Source organism: Thalassobacillus pellis, from assembly GCF_016908295.1.
Lineage (GTDB): Bacteria > Bacillota > Bacilli > Bacillales > Halobacillaceae > Thalassobacillus > Thalassobacillus pellis.
The window spans coordinates 85,165-102,790 of the sequence record NZ_JAFBDO010000002.1 but is presented as its reverse complement, the minus strand read 5'-3'; the positions used below and the strand labels follow the sequence as shown (position 1 = coordinate 102,790).

The following is a 17,626-nucleotide window of genomic DNA, read 5'->3' as shown; positions in this document are numbered from 1 at the left end:
ACAAACTTTGTCAAAGAATGGAACATTGCGTCAATAAATACCCCGAATGAATAGGTTTCACCATGGTTCATTACTATAGTGATTAAATCAGCCAGCCCTATTTATAAATATATTATTTTTTATAATCATCAAGAAAATCTTTTTGAAACGAAGTACTGATTCTTGTGGAATCATCACGATAGCTGGAGACAATCTGGAAAGGATTCTTACCATAACGTTCACTTAGATCGTCGATGACTTTATAGAGATTTTCCTTTTCAGCATATTGCTGATAACTGAACAAATCTAACTGCTGAGTGATTTCCTTTTGCTCTGCAAGGTCATGGGCTGTCACTCCCAGCAATCTGATCGGCTCCTGGTTCCAATGCTCATCAAACAGGCGTAGACTTGTTCGAAAGAGATCATCAGCTTCAGCAATGTAATCGGAGAGCTGTCTGCTTCTCGTTATGGTCTTCCAATCATGATAGCGGATCATCAGCTGAACATTTTTTGCGGAAACTTTTTTTCTTTCCATACGTGCTGCCACCTTGTTGGACAGCTTGCGAAGTACCTGCCGGACCTCCAAATCATCGGTTGTATCTTCTGATAAAGTTGTGGATGATCCGATACTCTTGAATTCATTTACCGCATCTGGGTCAACAGGGCGATTGTCAATTCCATTGGCCCTGTTTTGCAGCCGTTCTCCATTAACCCCAAGCACTCGCTTCAGCTCTAACACGTCATGCTTAGCCAGACCTTCTATTGTTGTTATGCCATATCTCCTCAGTTTTTGGGCAGTTTTTTCACCGACTCCGTACATTTCTTCTATCGGAAGCGGCCATAATTTTTCAGGTAAATCCCTCTTTCTAAGGACAGTGATCCCCATCGGTTTTTTCATGTCGGATGCCATTTTTGCGAGAAATTTGTTCGGAGCTATTCCAATACTGCAGGGAAGATCAAGTTCTTCCGCTATCCTGTGTTGTATATTAGCTGCTATATCCAGAGGGGAACCTAAGTGTCCACAGCTGGTAATGTCCATGTATCCTTCATCAATAGATACGGGCTGGATCACATCTGTCACATCAGCCAGGATTTTAAACATTTCCCTGGATGCAGTTCGGTAACGGTCAAAATTTGGCCGCATAACTATAAGCTCCGGGCAATGTTTTTTTGCTTCCCATAAAGGCATCGTTGTTTTCACACCGTGTTTCCTTGCTTCATAGCTGCTTGTCACGACAATTCCTTTACGCTCTTCTGGATTGCCGGCAATGGCCAGTGGTTTACCTTTTAGTGTTGGATCAAAGGCCATCTCCACTGAGGCATAGAAGCTATTCATATCGACATGGAATATGACACGGCCGTTTTTTGGGTACCATTTGCTCATGGGAATCCTTCCTTTACGAACGGTTGTTCCTTTATTATATCATGACATCCATTTTAAGATAAACTCGCATTTACCCATCTTCTCTTGAATGTGATGGTTTTAAAAATAGTCAATACCTCAAAAAGCTTCGCTGTAGAAAAAAAGCCCCTGAAAAAAGTCCTTTTTTAACCTGAAGGAGCTCTAATAGTTTGTTGTGGATTCTAACGAACTGCTTGCCGCGGGTACATACTCAAGCCTTCTTGGTCAATAAGATCACTTGACCCAGTGGACCTTCGTCTCGCGCTATTCCCGCAGGGATCATCGCCTCTCGCTCAACCCAAGAATCTACCATGCTTCAACTATGTGACCAGGTAGATCACAACAGTTGCCTATATAATAAAAAGTGATTTTTTTGAAAGAACCATGTGAAGGAAGACCGCTCCGAAGAGTTATCTGTCACCATCCATTATTCAGGGTATAGTTCATAAAATTCTATACAGACCATTTTTTAAATCATATATATTCTAAACCTTTCGTTTTACAGTAACCCTGTAAAAAAACTTATGTTTCTGAGAGAAAAAACGCGGCTGCCCTATAAGTCTAAACTAGTAAAGGCACACGCGTTTTTGAGTAAAGCATATTTTTTTATTGTTGTTGATATCTTCTATGTCAGCGGGGTAAACATTAAGCTTTGGCTGCTTCTAAGACGATGGCCGTGACCAATTCTGCTACTTTCTCTAGTTCCCCGACTGGCATACGTTCCTTTGTTGTATGAATTTCTTCATATCCTACAGCAAGGTTGACGGTAGGAATGCCGTAACCGGCAATAATGTTGGCATCACTGCCACCACCGCTTGTCAACAACTCACTCTCACGTCCGATATTCCTTGCAGCTGCACGGGCAATTTCGACTACCTTATCTCCTGCTCCATGCTTGAAACCGGGGTACATGACTTCTACCTCCAAGTCCACTTCGCCACCCATTTCTTCTGCAGTTTCCTCAAAGGCACGCTTCATTTTTTCTACCTGTACTTCCATTTTCTCTGGTACAAGGGAACGGGCTTCCGCCAGTATTTCCACATGATCGCAGACAATGTTTGTCTGTCTTCCACCTTCAAAACGTCCAATATTCGCGGTCGTTTCATCATCGATTCGACCCAGCGGCATCCTTGCAACCGCTTTGGCAGCAAGAGTGATGGCTGATATTCCTTTTTCAGGAGCTACTCCTGCATGAGCAGTTTTTCCCTTTACAACTGCATTGATTTTCGTTTGTGTTGGAGCTGCAATAATGATGTTTCCTACTTGTCCGTCACTGTCGATCGCATAGCCATAGTCTGCTTTTAATAATGATTCATCGAGAGATTTCGCACCTACAAGTCCGCTTTCCTCCCCGACTGTTATGACGAATTGGATATCTCCGTGTTCAGCATCATTCTCTTTTAAAACACGGATGGACTCAAGCATTGCAGCAAGACCAGCTTTATCATCTGCACCGAGAATAGTAGTTCCGTCAGTAACTATATAACCATCTCTTATAGAAGGCTTGATCCCATTGCCCGGAACAACAGTGTCCATATGGGAGGTGAAATAGATCGTGTCGCCACCATCCTTGTTTCCTTTCAGGTTACAGACCAGGTTGTTGGCATCATGATCTGTATTTGATTTTGCTTCATCCTCAAGAACTTCCAGTCCAAGTTCAGAGAATTTTTGTTTCAACACTTCTGCAATCTTTGCTTCATCTTTTGTTTCTGAATCTATCTGGACCAGTTCAAGAAATTCATCCAGTAAACGCTGTTTATTGATTTTGAGCATGTCAGCTCCTCCTCATATGTAAAAATAAATTCATTAAGTACGTTAGCGGAATGGTAATTCCCTGTCAATGACAGGGAATTGTTATTTAATTGTTATAGCGGGATGTTCCCATGTTTTTTCTTCGGACGTTCTTCCCGTTTGTTTTTTAGCATATCAAGCGCATTGATCAGGGTGGATCGAGTTTCCCGTGGATCGATGACATCATCAACCATACCGAGCCCGGCAGCAACGTAAGGATTAGCAAACCTTTCCCGGTATTCATTAATTTTATTTTGCCGTGTTTCCTCCGGATTGTCACTTTCCTTAATTTCTTTGGCAAAAATGATGTTCGCTGCACCTTCCGGACCCATGACAGCAATTTCGGCATTTGGCCAAGCGTAGACAAGATCTGCTCCTATTGATTTACTATTAAGGGCAACATAGGCCCCGCCATATGCTTTTCTCGTAATAACAGTCAGCTTTGGTACGGTCGCTTCCGAATAAGCATACAGAATTTTCGCTCCGTGACGGATGATCCCCCCGTGCTCCTGTTTGATTCCTGGAAAGAAACCAGTCACATCTTCGAATGTAATAATCGGGATATTGAAAGCATCACAAAATCGTATAAACCTGGATGCCTTATCGCTTGAATCGATGTCCAGGCCGCCGGCCATATATTTTGGCTGGTTGCACACAAGTCCGATGGTTTTCCCGTTCAGCCTGGCAAAACCGACAACAATGTTTTTTGCAAAATCTTTATGAATTTCAAAAAACGAATCTTTATCCACCACTTCGTCGATAATGACGCGGACATCATATGGGCGAACGGGATCAAATGGTATTTTGTCGGTGATGTCTGGACGGTAATGATCTGAAACATCCGTATTCTTTACAGGAGCCTTCTCTTCGTTGTTTGACGGCAGGTAACTGATCAGCTCCTTAACAGAGTCAAGTGCAGTTTCTTCGTCCTTTGTTTTTAAATGGGCATTTCCGCTTTTCGTATTATGTACGTAAGCGCCTCCTAAATCCTCAGAGGATATATTCTCACCGGTAACAGTCTCAATCACTTTAGGGCCGGTAATGAACATTTGGGAAGTTTCTTCCACCATGATAACGAAATCGGTGATGGCTGGCGAATATACGGCTCCGCCCGCGCATGGCCCCATAATTACGGATATTTGTGGAATCACTCCGGAATAAATGGAGTTACGGTAAAATACGTGACCATATCCATCAAGGGAGGAGACACCTTCCTGAATCCTGGCTCCGCCTGAATCATTCAGCCCGATAAACGGGGTACCATTCTTGGCAGCCAAGTCCATTACCGCTGCGATTTTCTTCCCATGCATTTCACCAAGAGCGCCACCAAAGACTGTAAAATCCTGGGCAAAGAGATAGACATCTCTGCCATCTATTTTACCGAATCCGGTAACTACCCCTTCTCCTGGTGCTGATTGTCCATTCATTCCGAAATCATCCCCACGATGCTCGATGAATGGATTTAATTCGATGAAAGTCCCATCGTCCAACAAATAATCTATTCGTTCCCTGGCTGTCATTTTGCCCTTTTGGTGCTGCTTGTCGATCCGCTCATCTCCGCCACCGAGTTCGGTTTTTCTGCGTTTATCATATAACTCACTTATTTTATCGTATATATCCATGCTGTTATCACTCCTTATGGTTATGCTGGCATAACTCGAACAGGACTCCGTTTGCCGCTTTCGGATGCAGGAAAGCAATCTGGCTGTCTTGGGCTCCCTGTTTCGGTGAATCGTGGATTAAGGCTATTCCTTCTTGTTTAAATTGGGCAAGCCTTGCTTCTATGTTATCAACCTCGAGGGCGATATGATGGATGCCTTCCCCGCGTTTTTCCATAAATTGATGAATAGCCGATTCGCTGTTCAAGGGTTCCAACAACTCAATCATTGTTTCTCCAAGTCTTATAAATGCCACTCTGACATGTTCAGAGTCAACTTCCTCAACCCCCTCCAGTTCCAGGCCAAGTGTGTCTTTATAAAAAGGCAGGGAAGCATCAATGCTTTTTACAGCTATACCTATATGCGCAATTTTCTGCGGCGGGGGCATGACTTCCATTTCAGGATCGATCAATTTCTGGATATATTTTGCGATAGCTTCAGTTGGTGTTCCGCTTGTGAAAATTTTGGTGACACCATGCTCCTCCAAATATGGGATGTCTTCAGCGGGGATGACACCGCCGCCGATTACAGGTATATCTGATGCACCTTTGTCCCGTAGTGCCTGTACTACTTTTGGGAATAAAGATTTATGCGCCCCTGATAAAGAAGATAACCCTACTACATCAACATCTTCCTGGATTGCCGCCTGCGCAATCTGTGCAGGTGACTGACGTAAGCCTGTATAGATGACCTCCATGCCATGATCGCGTAAGGCCTGGGCTATGATAAGCGCTCCCCGATCATGACCATCAAGCCCCGGCTTTGCTATCAGTGCTCTAATTTGTTTTCTCATCCCACGTTCCCCCTTTTACGTTCCCACATATTCACCGAACTCATCCCGAAGTATATTTGCAATTTCTCCAACGGTTGCATATGCTTTAACTGCGTCCAGGATATATGGCATAAGGTTCTTGTCTTCTGTTTTGGCGGCTTCGCGCAAATCGGTAAGACATACTTCGACCCGCTGATTATCCCGTGTATTTCTTACTTCTTTTGTTTGTGAAACTTGTCTTGCTTCCAATTCTTCGTCTACTCTTAATAGATCAGGATTTATTTCTTCCTCCACTTGGAAAGCATTCATACCAACAACGACATCCTCCTGGGATTCAATCCGCTTTTGTGCATCATAGGCTGATTGGTGGATCTCGCGCTGCATGAAGCCGTCTTCTACAGCTTGCACAGCCCCGCCAAGGTTGCCTATCCTTTCCAGATAGGCTTCTATTTCTTCTTCCATTTTATCCGTAAGGGCTTCAACATAATAGGATCCGCCAAGAGGATCAACGGTATCAGCCACACCGCTTTCATTTGCAATGATCTGCTGGGTACGCAGGGCAATTCTTGCAGAATCTTCCGTAGGCAATGCCAATGCTTCATCTCTCGAATTAGTATGAAGACTCTGCGTTCCGCCCATAACAGCTGCAAGCGCTTGCAAAGTGACGCGAACAATATTATTATCGGGCTGCTGAGCGGTCAATGTAGAGCCGCCAGTCTGAGTGTGAAAGCGCAGCTTCCAGCTTTTTGGATTTTCCGCTTTATAATGCTCCTTCATTATTCGTGCCCAAATCCTGCGTGCGGCACGGAATTTAGCGACTTCCTCAAAAAACTGGTTGTGGGCATTAAAGAAGAATGCCAGCCTAGGTGCAAATTGATCTACTTCCAGCCCTGAATCTATAGCTGCATCAACATACGCCATCCCATTCGCAATCGTGAAGGCTGCTTCCTGTACAGCTGTAGAACCAGCTTCCCGAATGTGATAACCTGATATACTGATTGTGTTGAATTTAGGGACATTTTCCTGACAATAACCGAAAATGTCTGTAATTAGGCGCATTGATTGTTTTGGTGGATAAATGTAAGTCCCCCGGGCAATATATTCTTTCAAAATATCATTTTGAATGGTGCCAGTCAGCCTCTCCATCGGTACACCTTGTTTTTCTCCAACAGCTATGTACATACAAAGTAAAATGGAAGCTGGTGCATTAATTGTCATAGAGGTACTGACCTGATCCAATGGAATCTGGTCGAACAACTGCTCCATATCCTTAAGAGAGTCAATGGCGACTCCCACTTTTCCGACTTCCCCTTCCGACATCGGATCATCGGAATCATACCCTATTTGTGTCGGAAGATCAAAAGCGACCGAAAGTCCTGTCTGTCCCTGTTCCAGCAAATAGCGGAACCGTTTATTCGTTTCCTCTGCTGAACCAAAGCCGGCATACTGCCTCATTGTCCAATACCTGCTTCTGTACATTGTCGGCTGTATGCCTCTGGTATATGGATACTGGCCCGGGAAGCCCAGTTTTTTATCGTAATCGAATGTAATTTCCTCAGGATTGTATAAACGTTCGATTGGTATGTCGGAACTCGTCACAAAAGACTCTTTTCTTTCAGGAAATCGTGCAAGCGTTTTTTCGACGTCTTTTTCCCACTTTTCCCTTTGTTGTTGAAATTCTGATTTCTTTTTCACCACAAAACCTCCTCCAAAAAACCCTCTGTTACTAGCTTATCAATTTTTGCTGGCTTTTTCAGCAAAAACCCGATAAGTTAACCTTGGGAGAATAGACTTAATTCTATTTTTAAGCATTTACGTCTACTTGTCCAATCTTTCATTTACATGTAAAATACAAGTAGGGATATATGCGAAAAGGAGGTTTATAGCCTTGGCAAAAGCACGTAAAAAATCAAAGCGTGAACGACGTATGAAAATAATCATTTATTTGATGATCCTATCCATGGTATTATCCAGCCTGCTCGTTGGTGCGGGAATGTTTTTATAAAAAAGACATGAAAGAAAGGGGCTGTCCCATGAGTCTGTAACAGACTAATTGGGACAGCCCCTCCTTTTAATTAGTAATTAAATTTATTTTGCACCTGTTCTTGGAGATAATTTTCATAAAGATCTTTAAAGCTTTTCCCGGTATCTACTACCAGGATTTTGCTTCCAGTCGGCACACGCTCATACAGAGATTCCACCTGTTTATTATACATGCGAATACAGCCATTTGATACATACTTGCCAACAGAATCAGGCTGATTGGTCCCATGGACACCAAATATCCTTCCATCCGTACCCTCTGCATCAAAACCAACCCACCTGGTACCGAGTGGATTATTCGCGTTCCCGCCAGGTATGTCTTTTTTCCGGTAATAAGGATCTTTTGCTTTTACCGTTATGGTAAACAGCCCTGTAGGGGTCAATTCTTCGGTTGCCCCACTTGCGACCGGGTAGACTTCTTCAAGCTTTCCGTCATCAAACAATGCCAGTTGATTGATCGATTTATTGACAATGATAAAAGGCTCTGATACTTCAGGACTGTAGGGCAGGAGGAATGCAGTCAACATAGTGAAGACAAGAATTTTCATCGCCCGAACTCCTTTTCCCTTATGTTTCCCGCCTGACCACTAAACTTATACGTCACTTTTTTTAAAGGAACGTTTGATAATCAGATATTGTTCTATTTCATTCAAAAGGTTGAATAGATTCGCTCTGGATTCGAACTCCTCTCTTGTTTCTGGTAAATCAGCTTTACGAAACTCCTTTTTCATTTCCTGAATTTGTTTTAAATAAAGGACAGCTGTATTTCCAGGATGAACGGCTTGTGACAAACCCTCAAAGAAAGCTGATATCCGGGACGCATGTATATAAGAACCTGATACGCGGCTGACCAGCGGCAGCATCCTTTCTAATAATTCAAATTGTTTCATTCTCATATTGAAATAATGATAATGCTGACTATGAGAGCGAAGAAGATGATTTTCTACATCCTGAAAGGCGAGGGATTTGGCTTCCTCTAAGAGCTGGGCGGTTTCTGTCAATTCGGTTCCCGGCCAGTCATTATGACCGTCCCGCAAATAAGTGGCGAGTTCACTAAGTATAATGGAAAAATTCTCTTCAATCTTGTCCTGATATTGATAAAGCCTTCGTTCAAGACTCGGCATATACAAGTTAAGTAAAAGTGCTGTACCGATACCAACGATGATTAATAGTAACTCATTGATCAATGTAGACAGTTCAATATTCTTCGACCCATATAAATGCAGGATAATGACCGAGCTGGTAACGATCCCTGGAGTAATCCGAAATGCTACAGTAGCCGGTATGAAGAAGAAAAGCATCAAACCAATCGCAATCGGATTGTAACCGAACAGCTCAAAGAATGCATAAGAAAAAACCATAGCCAACAAGCAGGCTGCTACTCTATGCCATGCTGACAGGAACGAACGTTTGCGAGTCACCTGTATGCATAATATCGTCAGAATTCCCGCTGAGGCGAAGTTATTCAGTTGGAGTATCTGTGCAACCCAGATGGCAAAGGGTGTTCCGATAGCTGTTTTTATCGTACGGTAACCAATTTTCACTAAAAAACGCTCCTTGCCCTTAATGAAATCCTCAAGTACCCGAAAAGGATAACATTTCCACCACAGCTTGAAAAGTGTATGCTGATTCGCTCCATCATGATTAAGCTACCGATGCTCCACAGCATCTTTATACCGCTGCCTGTATGCTGGGACATTATTTAGTAATAACAGTTCCGTATAAAGATAACTTTTCATATTGAAATCATTAAAATCGATATTCGTCAGTTCCTGAATCTGTTTCAGCCGATAGTTGAGTGTATTCGGATGGATAAACAGATCATTGGCGGCCTGCTTTCCTTTACCGTTGCTTGCCAAATAGACCTCAAGCGTCCACAAAAGATCCGTCTGGCTTTCCATGTCTTTTTTCATCAGACGCAGTAAATCTTCACTGAAAAAATCTTCGGAACTATTTTTTTCATAAAGTGTCGCCAAATAACGGAATACACCTAACTTTGCGAATTCCCGGGGCATCGTCTCAGGTCGTGGAGAAACGAAGTTGGCTGTTTCAATAACTTCCAATGCTTCCAGGAAGCTTTTCCGCATATGGATCAACTCCCGATATTCCTTCCCGATCCCAATCAAAAAGTGATAAAAGGCTTCCTCGGAGATTCCCTCCTTGAGCTCTTCGATAAACGAACGGGCGATATTCCTGGAGGAAAACTCCTGTTCTGCATACCCATGGACAATAAGCACCATCTGGTATTCTGTCTTCAAAAATTGTAATTTATCCCTCAAAGGAAACTTTTCTACCGCTCTCTCCAGGTAATCCAACTGATATTTATACTGCGGAGCCGTCACGGAAAAAACTAAAATCGAATAACGTTCCGGGAGTTTTAATTTAGCAAGTGTTGCATCATGACGAAATTGACTTTCACTGCCATATTCATGATGTAACACTTTCCACAAAAGCTCTTCGCGTCTTCCTTCCCTGGCATTGATCCGGGCATACGTATCATAGATCAATTTACCTAGATGCGGGGCAACATCAACGAGAAATTCAAACTCCGAATTCTCAAGTAAATGATCGGATTCCTGTACCCAAAGATATCCCATTGTATGACCAAGATGCTTCGCCGGTACAACTACGCGCTGATAAAATCCAAGCTCTTCCATAGGTTCTACACGTATTGGGGTTGGCTGCTTTTCAAGCCTTTGAACGATACCCTCTTTTTTCAAGCGGTCAATTATAAAAATTGGGCACTTTTTCGATAGAATCGTTTTTTGTTGTGTCTGATCAAAGTCATTGAATGAGGAACTGTAAGATACCAGTTCGAAATTTTTATTTTCAATTATAACCGGCTTATTCAGCTTCGAACTGATCAGCTCTGTCGCCTTATGGATATCATCCGTCTGCCATATTAATTCTTCAACATTCATGTGCCCCTCCCCCTCCCAAGTAACTTAACAAAAGATGTGAGTTTTCGACCTGAAACCAACTCCTTATGTTATGCCCTATTATATAGATTTCACTCTAAAAGCAAAAGGAGAAGCAATTATACCATTACAATAGCTTTGCCAAGGCCTTTTGGCAAAAGCCTCCAGTTTACATATAATTTTATCCTTTCACAAAGTTAAACTCTTTTAAAGTATAAAAAAGCAGCACCTCTGTAAAGAGATGCTGCTGCTTGAACGATATTAATATTTCTCAGAAATGGTCTTCGCTTGCATGTGAAGAGTGAGATAGTCAGGTCCACCTGCTTTGGAGTCTGTTCCAGACATATTGAATCCGCCAAATGGCTGGTAACCGACAATAGCACCTGTACAGTTACGATTGAAATATAGGTTACCGACATGGAAATCTGTTTTAGCTTTGTCCAAATGGGCGCGGTTGTTGGAAATAACTGCACCTGTCAAACCATATTCTGTGTTATTAGCAATATCCAGGGCATCATCAAAGTCCTTCGCTTTCGTGAAGCATACAACAGGACCGAAAATTTCTTCTTGTTGCATCCTGGAATCTGGTGCAAGATCAGCGAATATTGTAGGGTCGATGAAATAACCTTTAGAATCATCGCCTTTACCACCGGTTACAAGGCGACCTTCTTCTTTACCGATTTCAATATAGCTCATCACTTTGTCATAGGCACCTTGATCCACTACTGGCCCCATGTAAACGTTGGATTCGGCAGCATTACCTACTGTAAGTTCCTCTGTACGTTTTTTCACACGTTCCAATACTTCATCATAAACATCTTCATGGACTACAGCTCTTGAACCAGAGGAGCATTTTTGCCCAGAGAAACCAAAGGCAGAGACGACGATAGCTTCTGTTGCAGTCTCAAGATCTGCTTCTTTATCAACAACAACCGTATCTTTACCGCCCATTTCCGCAATCACTTGTTTTAAGTGCTGCTGTCCTGCCTGTACTTCCGCTGCACGCTTATAAATTCTTGTCCCCACTTCACGGGAACCAGTAAAGGAAATCAACGCTGTCTTCGGATGATCGACAAGGTAGTCCCCAACTTCTCCGCCGCTTCCTGGTACAAAATTCAAGACACCTTTTGGAAGTCCAGCTTCCTCGAGTACTTCAACAAATTTGGCTGCGATAACCGGGCTGTTACTTGCCGGCTTCATTACCACAGTGCTTCCAGTTACAATCGGCGCGATGGTAGTACCGGCCATGATTGCAAATGCCAGGTTCCATGGAGGAATGACAACGGAAACACCAGTCGGAGTGTAAACGTAACGGTTCTGTTCTCCAGGACGGCTTTCTACCGGCTTTCCATCTTTAAGTTCAAGCATCTGGCGACCGTAGTATTCGAGAAAGTCAATGGCTTCAGCAGTATCAGCATCTGCTTCTTTCCAAGGTTTACCTACTTCGTACACAAGATAAGCAGAAAACTCGTGCTTACGGCGTCTCACGATATTTGCAGCACGGAACAGAATTTCAGCACGTGCACTTGCATCCCATTTTTTCCAGCTTTTGAATGCTTTGTCAGCGGCCTGTACAGCTTTCTCCGCAATTTCCTGATTCGCCTTTGAAACATTTCCGACCACTTGTTTCGTGTTAGCGGGATTAGTTGAAACGATTTTTTCATCGGTACGAATTCGCTCACCGTCTACTACTAAATCGTAAGTTTTGCCCAGTTCTTCTTTCACTTGTTTCAAAGCGTCCTCAAAAGCCTTTTTGTTTTCCTCGATTGTAAAGTCTGTGAATGGTTCGTGTTTGTATGCAGTTACCATGTAAAAATCCCCTTTCTCTACGATATTATTTACTAAAAATGCCCTTGATGGCGAAAGCAATATTCGCCGGGCGTTCTGCTAACCTTCTCATAAAATACCCATACCAGTCATCGCCATAAGGCAGGTAAACACGGACGGTATATCCTTGTTTTACAAGGTCCAGCTGGGTTTGATTCCTCATTCCGTAAAGCATCTGGAACTCAAACTTCTCTTTCCCTATGCCATGCTCTTCAGTGAGTTTCTTCGTGAAATCAATGATGGCGTCATCATGACTTGCAATTGCAGTATAATGGCCATTCAGCAAATTTTTCTTGATCAAATGCTTTAAATTTGCATCCACTTTTTCCTTTTCAATAAATGCCACTTTCCCTGATTCCTTGTACGCCCCTTTTACAAGCCTTAAATAGGGATCATATTCGTTAAGGTCATCCAAATCTTCATCTGACCGATACAAGTACGACTGAATGACTGTACCAAGATTCGGATAATCTTTTTTGAGGCGCTTATAAATTTCAAGCGTCCTCCCGCATCGGGAGGAGTCTTCCATATCAATCGTTACGACCACATTATACTTTTGTGCTTCTTCCATGATCCGCTGCATATTTTCTGCTACCAGTTCCTCGCTTATATCGAGACCCAGTGAGGTAAGTTTCAATGATAGCTCGGAACCTAAACCGTTTTCATAAATTGTTCGAATGGTTCCTAGACACTCTTGACAGCGCTTTCTTGCTTCCGATTCTGAATGTACGAATTCGCCAAGATGGTCTACTGTCACCTGAAGTCCCTGACGATTCAAACCTTCGATTAAAGGCACTGCCTGTTCAAATGTCACGCCACCTACAATTTTATCGGCGCCGAACTTCGGTCCCCATTTCTTTGCCAAATGATCCAGCATCTTGTTGTTTGATAAGTAAAGGAAAAAATTCTTGCTTATGGCTTCGAATGTCACCACATCCCTTCAGTCACTACATCATTTTGGCAGCGGCTCACCAGTCATTCCAATAATGGAATTTTTACTGTTAAGAAAATTATAACGACTATCCCCCGATCATTACAACGTGGCAGAAGTACAAACATCCCCCCACCCTTTTGTGGCAGAAACACAAAAGGCCAGCCTCCTATGTACTTTTCAGATTGGGCACGGGCTATTTTCCATTTCCTTAGGAGATACAATGATACTAGAAAACTAAAGCGCAAACGCCTTGTTCACCACAGACAAGCTTAAGCCAAGCCATGCCATCGAATAGATTGATATAAGACCTCGAAGGTGCATGCGCTGAAGCTGGCTGTCCCCGTAGATATCTATCCACAACGATCATTTTTTAATCTTATAAAAAAACGGGAAGCAGCAATTGCTTCCCGGTAAATATCATATACTCCATTAAATCTCTTCACAGTGTTCTTCGAAAATGTTTTGTAATTTCCCGATGACTTCCATCGGTTCAAAGCCTTCAATATCATGCCTTTCTACCATGGTGACAATCTCCCCATCTTTTAACAGGGCAAAGGAAGGAGAAGAAGGCGGATAACCCACAAAAAATTGGCGGGCGCGTTCTGTAGCTTCTTTATCCTGTCCTGCAAATACAGTGACTAGATGATCTGGACGCTTATCGTAATGGATAGAGTTGGCTGCTGCTGGACGGGCGACTCCACCGGCACATCCACACACAGAATTGATCATGACCAAAGTAGTTCCCTTTTGTTTCAACGCCTCATCTACTTCTTCTGGATTCGTTAACTCCTGATAGCCAGCTTTTGTAATTTCGTCACGGGCCTGAGTGACGATATCATTCATGTAAATATTGAAATCCATTCGTATAACCCCTTTATCAATAGAGTGATTTCTTTTTTAATCTTATCAGTATTCCAACAGTCATTCAAACAAATGGAACTAATAAAGACTCCCGTAAATGTCATAGAGACTCTACGGAAGTCTTGGCTTTTTTAATCAGTAGATAGGAGTATTTTCTTTGGAGACTTTTTCTAAAATCTCTTTTACTCTCGCCAAGAAATTACCTGCTACCAGTCCATCAAGCACACGGTGATCCAGAGAAAGGCATAAGTTGACCATATCACGTGCTGCAAACATGCCATCTTTAATAACCGGCTTCTTCACGATGGATTCCACTTGGAGAATTGCCGCCTGTGGGTGATTGATTACTCCCATAGACTGCACGGAACCGAACGAACCAGTGTTGTTGACAGTAAATGTGCCGCCTTCCATGTCAGCTGATGTCAGCTTGCCATTCCGGGCCTTCATTGCAAGATCTGTGATATCTTTTGCGATTCCTTTAATGCTTTTGTCATCCGCATCCCGAATGACAGGTACAAACAATTGATCTTCCTTGGCGACAGCAATATTCAGGTTAATTGCTTTACGCTGGATGATTTTGTCCCCTGCCCATGTACTGTTCAGCTCTGGGAATTCTTTTAACGCCTGTGCCACTGCTTTTACGAAAAAAGCAAAGAAAGTAAGGCTGTATCCTTCTTCCGCTTTAAATTTATCCTTAAGGGAATTGCGGTATTCAACAAGGTCGGTAACATCTACTTCTACCATCATCCAGGCATGTGGAATCTCAGTTTTAGATTTGACCATATTTTGCGCAATCGCTTTACGAACGCCAGTCACCGGAATTTCTTTATCTCCTGCCTGAGTTTGCACTGCAGCTGCCGGTTGGCTTTTCGGAGCTTGTTCTTCCGCTTGAGGAGCGTCCGTCTGCTGTGGTTCAGTTTTGGCTGGTGTGCCGCCATCAGCGATAACTTTTTCAATATCTTTACGGGTAATCCTTCCGCCTTTTCCTGAACCTTCTACCTGAGTCAAATCAATATCATTTTCCTGTGCCAGTGTCATGACAGCCGGAGAATACCTCTTTTTGTTAGATGTATCCTGGTTGGCAGCCGGTTTTTTCTTGTCTTCGTTGGCAGGTTCTGATTCCGGTTTAGGCGCTGGTGTATCGGCTGTCTTTTCCTGTTCAGGTTCTTCTTTAACAGAACCTCCGCCTTCGACTTCGATATAGCACATCAATTCGCCTACTTCGATAGTGTCTCCTTCTTGTGCTACCAGTTCTTTGATCACTCCTGTAAAAGAAGAAGGGACTTCGGCGTTGACTTTATCTGTCATTACTTCTGCTATCGGATCATATTTGTTTACTTTGTCACCAACTTGGACGAGCCACGTACTGATTGTTCCTTCCGTGACACTTTCACCAAGCTGTGGCATGTTGATTTTTTCTACACCCACAGAGACTCCTCCTTTGGATTAAAATTCAGCAAGCTCCCTCATGGCTTTTTCTACTTTATCTGGATTCATCATAAAGTATTTCTCCATCGTCGGAGCATAAGGCATGGCAGGTACATCAGGACCAGCCAGGCGTTTGATAGGAGAATCCAAATCAAACAGACAATTTTCACTTATAATGGCAGACACTTCACTTATGATGCCGCCTTCTTTATTATCCTCTGTAACGAGTAATACTTTACCTGTTTTTGATGCAGCTTCAACAATAGCTTCCTTATCCAATGGATAAACAGTGCGAAGATCGAGGATATGGGCATCAATACCTTCTTCAGCTAGCTTTTCGGCTGCCTGAAGAGCAAAATTGACGCATAAACCGTATGTAATTACGGTAATATCAGAACCTTCCCTCTTAGTATCCGCCTTTCCAATCGGAAGGGTATAATCATCTTCAGGAACTTCACCCTTGATCAGGCGGTAAGCTCGTTTGTGTTCAAAGAAGAGAACAGGGTCCGGGTCACGGATGGCTGCTTTCAATAGTCCTTTTACGTCATAAGGTGTCGAGGGCATGACGATTTTTAAACCAGGCTGATTGGCGAAAACAGCCTCCACTGACTGGGAGTGATACAATGCGCCGTGTACCCCTCCTCCATATGGAGCCCGAATCGTAATTGGACATTCCCAATCATTATTCGAGCGATAACGGATTTTAGCTGCTTCCGAAATGATCTGATTCACCGCCGGCATAATAAAATCAGCAAATTGCATTTCTGCAACAGGACGCATTCCATACATGGCAGCGCCAATGCCGACCCCGGCAATTGCTGATTCAGCCAATGGTGTATCCAACACCCGGTCCTCACCAAATTCGTCATAAAGGCCATCTGTGGCACGGAATACGCCGCCACGCTTACCGACGTCTTCTCCTAAAATAAAAACCTTTTCATCACGCTGCATTTCTTCCCGGAGCGCTTGTGTAACTGCTTGTATATAAGACATTACTGGCATCGTTCTTTCCCCTCCTTACTCTTTATAGACGTGCTTCAATGCAGATTCAGGTTCTGCGTATGGCGCATTTTCAGCATAGTCTGTCGCTTCATTCACCAGGTCGGTAATTTCTTCGTTTATTTCTTTTTCCACTTCCTCCGTCAAAATTCCCAAACCACGAAGGTAGTTACCGAATGTAATGATGGAATCTTTTTTGCGGGCTTCATCCACTTCTTCTTTTTCCCGGTATGTGCGGTCATCGTCATCACTTGAGTGGGCAGTCAGTCGGTAGGATACCGCCTCGATCAATGTCGGGCCTTCCCCGTTCCGGCCACGTTCGGCTGCATCTTTCACCACTTCATAAACAGCAAGCGGGTCATTTCCATCTACGGTGTAACCAGGCATACCATACCCTTGAGCACGGTCGGATACTTTCTCACAGGCAACCTGTCTGGACACAGGAATGGAGATGGCATATTTATTATTTTCCACCATAAAAATAACAGGTAATTTATGCACACCGGCAAAGTTTGCCCCTTCATGGAAATCTCCCTGATTGGAAGAACCCTCCCCGAACGTAACGAGAGAAACAAAATCTTTTTTCTCCATCTTTCCGGCTAAGGCGATACCTACTGCATGGGGAACCTGTGTCGTAACGGGAGATGAGCCAGTGACAATCCTGTTTTTCTTTTGTCCAAAATGTCCGGGCATCTGACGGCCGCCGGAGTTAGGATCCTCTGCTTTTGCAAAAGCAGACAACATCAATTCTTTAATTGTCATCCCAAACGCAAGTACGACACCCATGTCCCTGTAATAGGGAAGAGCATAATCTTTGTTACGGTCAAGGGCGAATGCAGCCCCTACCTGCGCCGCCTCTTGACCCTGACAGGAAATGACGAATGGGATTTTCCCTGCACGGTTCAACAGCCACATGCGTTCGTCAATCTTCCGGGCTGTTAACATTACCCGATATATTTCCAACACTTGTTCATCAGTCAATCCAAGTTGCTCATGGCGATTTTCAGCCATATA

At 43.4% G+C, this 17,626-nt stretch carries 15 protein-coding genes; 1 reads left to right on the top strand and 14 read right to left on the bottom strand.

Translation table 11 applies throughout. The features are described 5' to 3' along the window. Positions 1 to 112: 112 nt before the first annotated feature. From JOC33_RS06275 to JOC33_RS06255, 5 genes are all read right to left on the bottom strand, one after another. Positions 113 to 1,363 carry a DNA polymerase IV gene (locus JOC33_RS06275; protein WP_205091654.1) on the bottom strand — a complete coding sequence of 417 codons (1,251 nt, stop codon included), beginning with the start codon at positions 1,361 to 1,363 and terminating at the stop codon, positions 113 to 115. Positions 1,364 to 2,026: 663 nt separating this feature from the next. Continuing rightward, a complete protein-coding gene (locus JOC33_RS06270; RefSeq protein WP_205091653.1) occupies positions 2,027 to 3,154 on the bottom strand; it encodes a M20/M25/M40 family metallo-hydrolase in 1,128 nt (375 codons plus the stop codon). A 92-nt stretch (positions 3,155 to 3,246) separates the two neighbouring features. Next, entirely contained in the window at positions 3,247 to 4,794 is a 1,548-nt protein-coding gene (locus JOC33_RS06265) for an acyl-CoA carboxylase subunit beta (RefSeq protein WP_205091652.1), read from the bottom strand. 7 nt (positions 4,795 to 4,801) lie between these two features. Next, positions 4,802 to 5,623 carry a methylmalonyl-CoA epimerase gene (mce, locus tag JOC33_RS06260; protein WP_205091651.1) on the bottom strand — a complete coding sequence of 274 codons (822 nt, stop codon included), beginning with the start codon at positions 5,621 to 5,623 and terminating at the stop codon, positions 4,802 to 4,804. Positions 5,624 to 5,638: 15 nt separating this feature from the next. Continuing rightward, positions 5,639 to 7,297, bottom strand: coding sequence for a methylmalonyl-CoA mutase family protein (locus tag JOC33_RS06255; RefSeq protein WP_205091650.1), 1,659 nt, complete (start codon positions 7,295 to 7,297; stop codon positions 5,639 to 5,641). A 193-nt stretch (positions 7,298 to 7,490) separates the two neighbouring features. On the opposite strand from JOC33_RS06255, the gene prli42 reads away from it, so the two are divergent. After that, a complete protein-coding gene (prli42, locus tag JOC33_RS06250; protein ID WP_239534049.1) occupies positions 7,491 to 7,607 on the top strand; it encodes a stressosome-associated protein Prli42 in 117 nt (38 codons plus the stop codon). A 70-nt stretch (positions 7,608 to 7,677) separates the two neighbouring features. On the opposite strand, the gene JOC33_RS06245 is transcribed toward prli42, so the two are convergent. The 9 genes from JOC33_RS06245 to JOC33_RS06205 form a co-directional block, all read right to left on the bottom strand. After that, complete coding sequence (locus JOC33_RS06245) at positions 7,678 to 8,193, bottom strand: L,D-transpeptidase (RefSeq protein WP_205091649.1); 516 nt, start codon at positions 8,191 to 8,193, stop codon at positions 7,678 to 7,680. Positions 8,194 to 8,238: 45 nt separating this feature from the next. Next, entirely contained in the window at positions 8,239 to 9,189 is a 951-nt protein-coding gene (locus tag JOC33_RS06240) for an aromatic acid exporter family protein (RefSeq protein WP_205091648.1), read from the bottom strand. Positions 9,190 to 9,294: 105 nt separating this feature from the next. Then, positions 9,295 to 10,566, bottom strand: coding sequence for a PucR family transcriptional regulator (locus JOC33_RS06235; protein ID WP_205091647.1), 1,272 nt, complete (start codon positions 10,564 to 10,566; stop codon positions 9,295 to 9,297). 258 nt (positions 10,567 to 10,824) lie between these two features. Continuing rightward, positions 10,825 to 12,372 carry an L-glutamate gamma-semialdehyde dehydrogenase gene (gene pruA, locus JOC33_RS06230; RefSeq protein WP_205091646.1) on the bottom strand — a complete coding sequence of 516 codons (1,548 nt, stop codon included), beginning with the start codon at positions 12,370 to 12,372 and terminating at the stop codon, positions 10,825 to 10,827. Between the two features lie 25 nt (positions 12,373 to 12,397). Next, positions 12,398 to 13,267: a proline dehydrogenase family protein gene (locus JOC33_RS06225; RefSeq protein WP_205092442.1), complete on the bottom strand. Its 870-nt coding sequence runs from the start codon at positions 13,265 to 13,267 to the stop codon at positions 12,398 to 12,400. A gap of 486 nt (positions 13,268 to 13,753) precedes the next feature. After that, positions 13,754 to 14,185 (bottom strand): BrxA/BrxB family bacilliredoxin, encoded by a 432-nt coding sequence (locus tag JOC33_RS06220; RefSeq protein WP_205091645.1) that lies wholly within the window; start codon positions 14,183 to 14,185, stop codon positions 13,754 to 13,756. Between the two features lie 135 nt (positions 14,186 to 14,320). Next, a complete protein-coding gene (locus JOC33_RS06215; RefSeq protein ID WP_205091644.1) occupies positions 14,321 to 15,613 on the bottom strand; it encodes a 2-oxo acid dehydrogenase subunit E2 in 1,293 nt (430 codons plus the stop codon). 18 nt (positions 15,614 to 15,631) lie between these two features. Further along, entirely contained in the window at positions 15,632 to 16,615 is a 984-nt protein-coding gene (locus tag JOC33_RS06210) for an alpha-ketoacid dehydrogenase subunit beta (RefSeq protein WP_205091643.1), read from the bottom strand. Between the two features lie 15 nt (positions 16,616 to 16,630). Further along, the gene (locus tag JOC33_RS06205; protein ID WP_205091642.1) at positions 16,631 to 17,623 is read right to left on the bottom strand and encodes a thiamine pyrophosphate-dependent dehydrogenase E1 component subunit alpha; all 993 of its coding nucleotides are present in this window, start codon (positions 17,621 to 17,623) and stop codon (positions 16,631 to 16,633) included. Positions 17,624 to 17,626: the final 3 nt, after the last annotated feature.

Excerpts from the sequence above, each read along its gene's own strand:
- JOC33_RS06270 (WP_205091653.1), bottom strand. The coding sequence starts at position 3,154 with ATGCTCAAAATCAATAAACAGCGTTTACTGGATGAATTTCTTGAACTG.
- pruA (WP_205091646.1), bottom strand. The coding sequence starts at position 12,372 with ATGGTAACTGCATACAAACACGAACCATTCACAGACTTTACAATCGAG.
- JOC33_RS06210 (WP_205091643.1), bottom strand. The coding sequence starts at position 16,615 with ATGCCAGTAATGTCTTATATACAAGCAGTTACACAAGCGCTCCGGGAA.
- JOC33_RS06220 (WP_205091645.1), bottom strand. The coding sequence starts at position 14,185 with ATGGATTTCAATATTTACATGAATGATATCGTCACTCAGGCCCGTGAC.
- JOC33_RS06225 (WP_205092442.1), bottom strand. The coding sequence starts at position 13,267 with ATGCTGGATCATTTGGCAAAGAAATGGGGACCGAAGTTCGGCGCCGAT.
- JOC33_RS06235 (WP_205091647.1), bottom strand. The coding sequence starts at position 10,566 with ATGAATGTTGAAGAATTAATATGGCAGACGGATGATATCCATAAGGCG.
- JOC33_RS06265 (WP_205091652.1), bottom strand. The coding sequence starts at position 4,794 with ATGGATATATACGATAAAATAAGTGAGTTATATGATAAACGCAGAAAA.
- JOC33_RS06245 (WP_205091649.1), bottom strand. The coding sequence starts at position 8,193 with ATGAAAATTCTTGTCTTCACTATGTTGACTGCATTCCTCCTGCCCTAC.
- JOC33_RS06275 (WP_205091654.1), bottom strand. The coding sequence starts at position 1,363 with ATGAGCAAATGGTACCCAAAAAACGGCCGTGTCATATTCCATGTCGAT.
- JOC33_RS06205 (WP_205091642.1), bottom strand. The coding sequence starts at position 17,623 with ATGGCTGAAAATCGCCATGAGCAACTTGGATTGACTGATGAACAAGTG.
- mce (WP_205091651.1), bottom strand. The coding sequence starts at position 5,623 with ATGAGAAAACAAATTAGAGCACTGATAGCAAAGCCGGGGCTTGATGGT.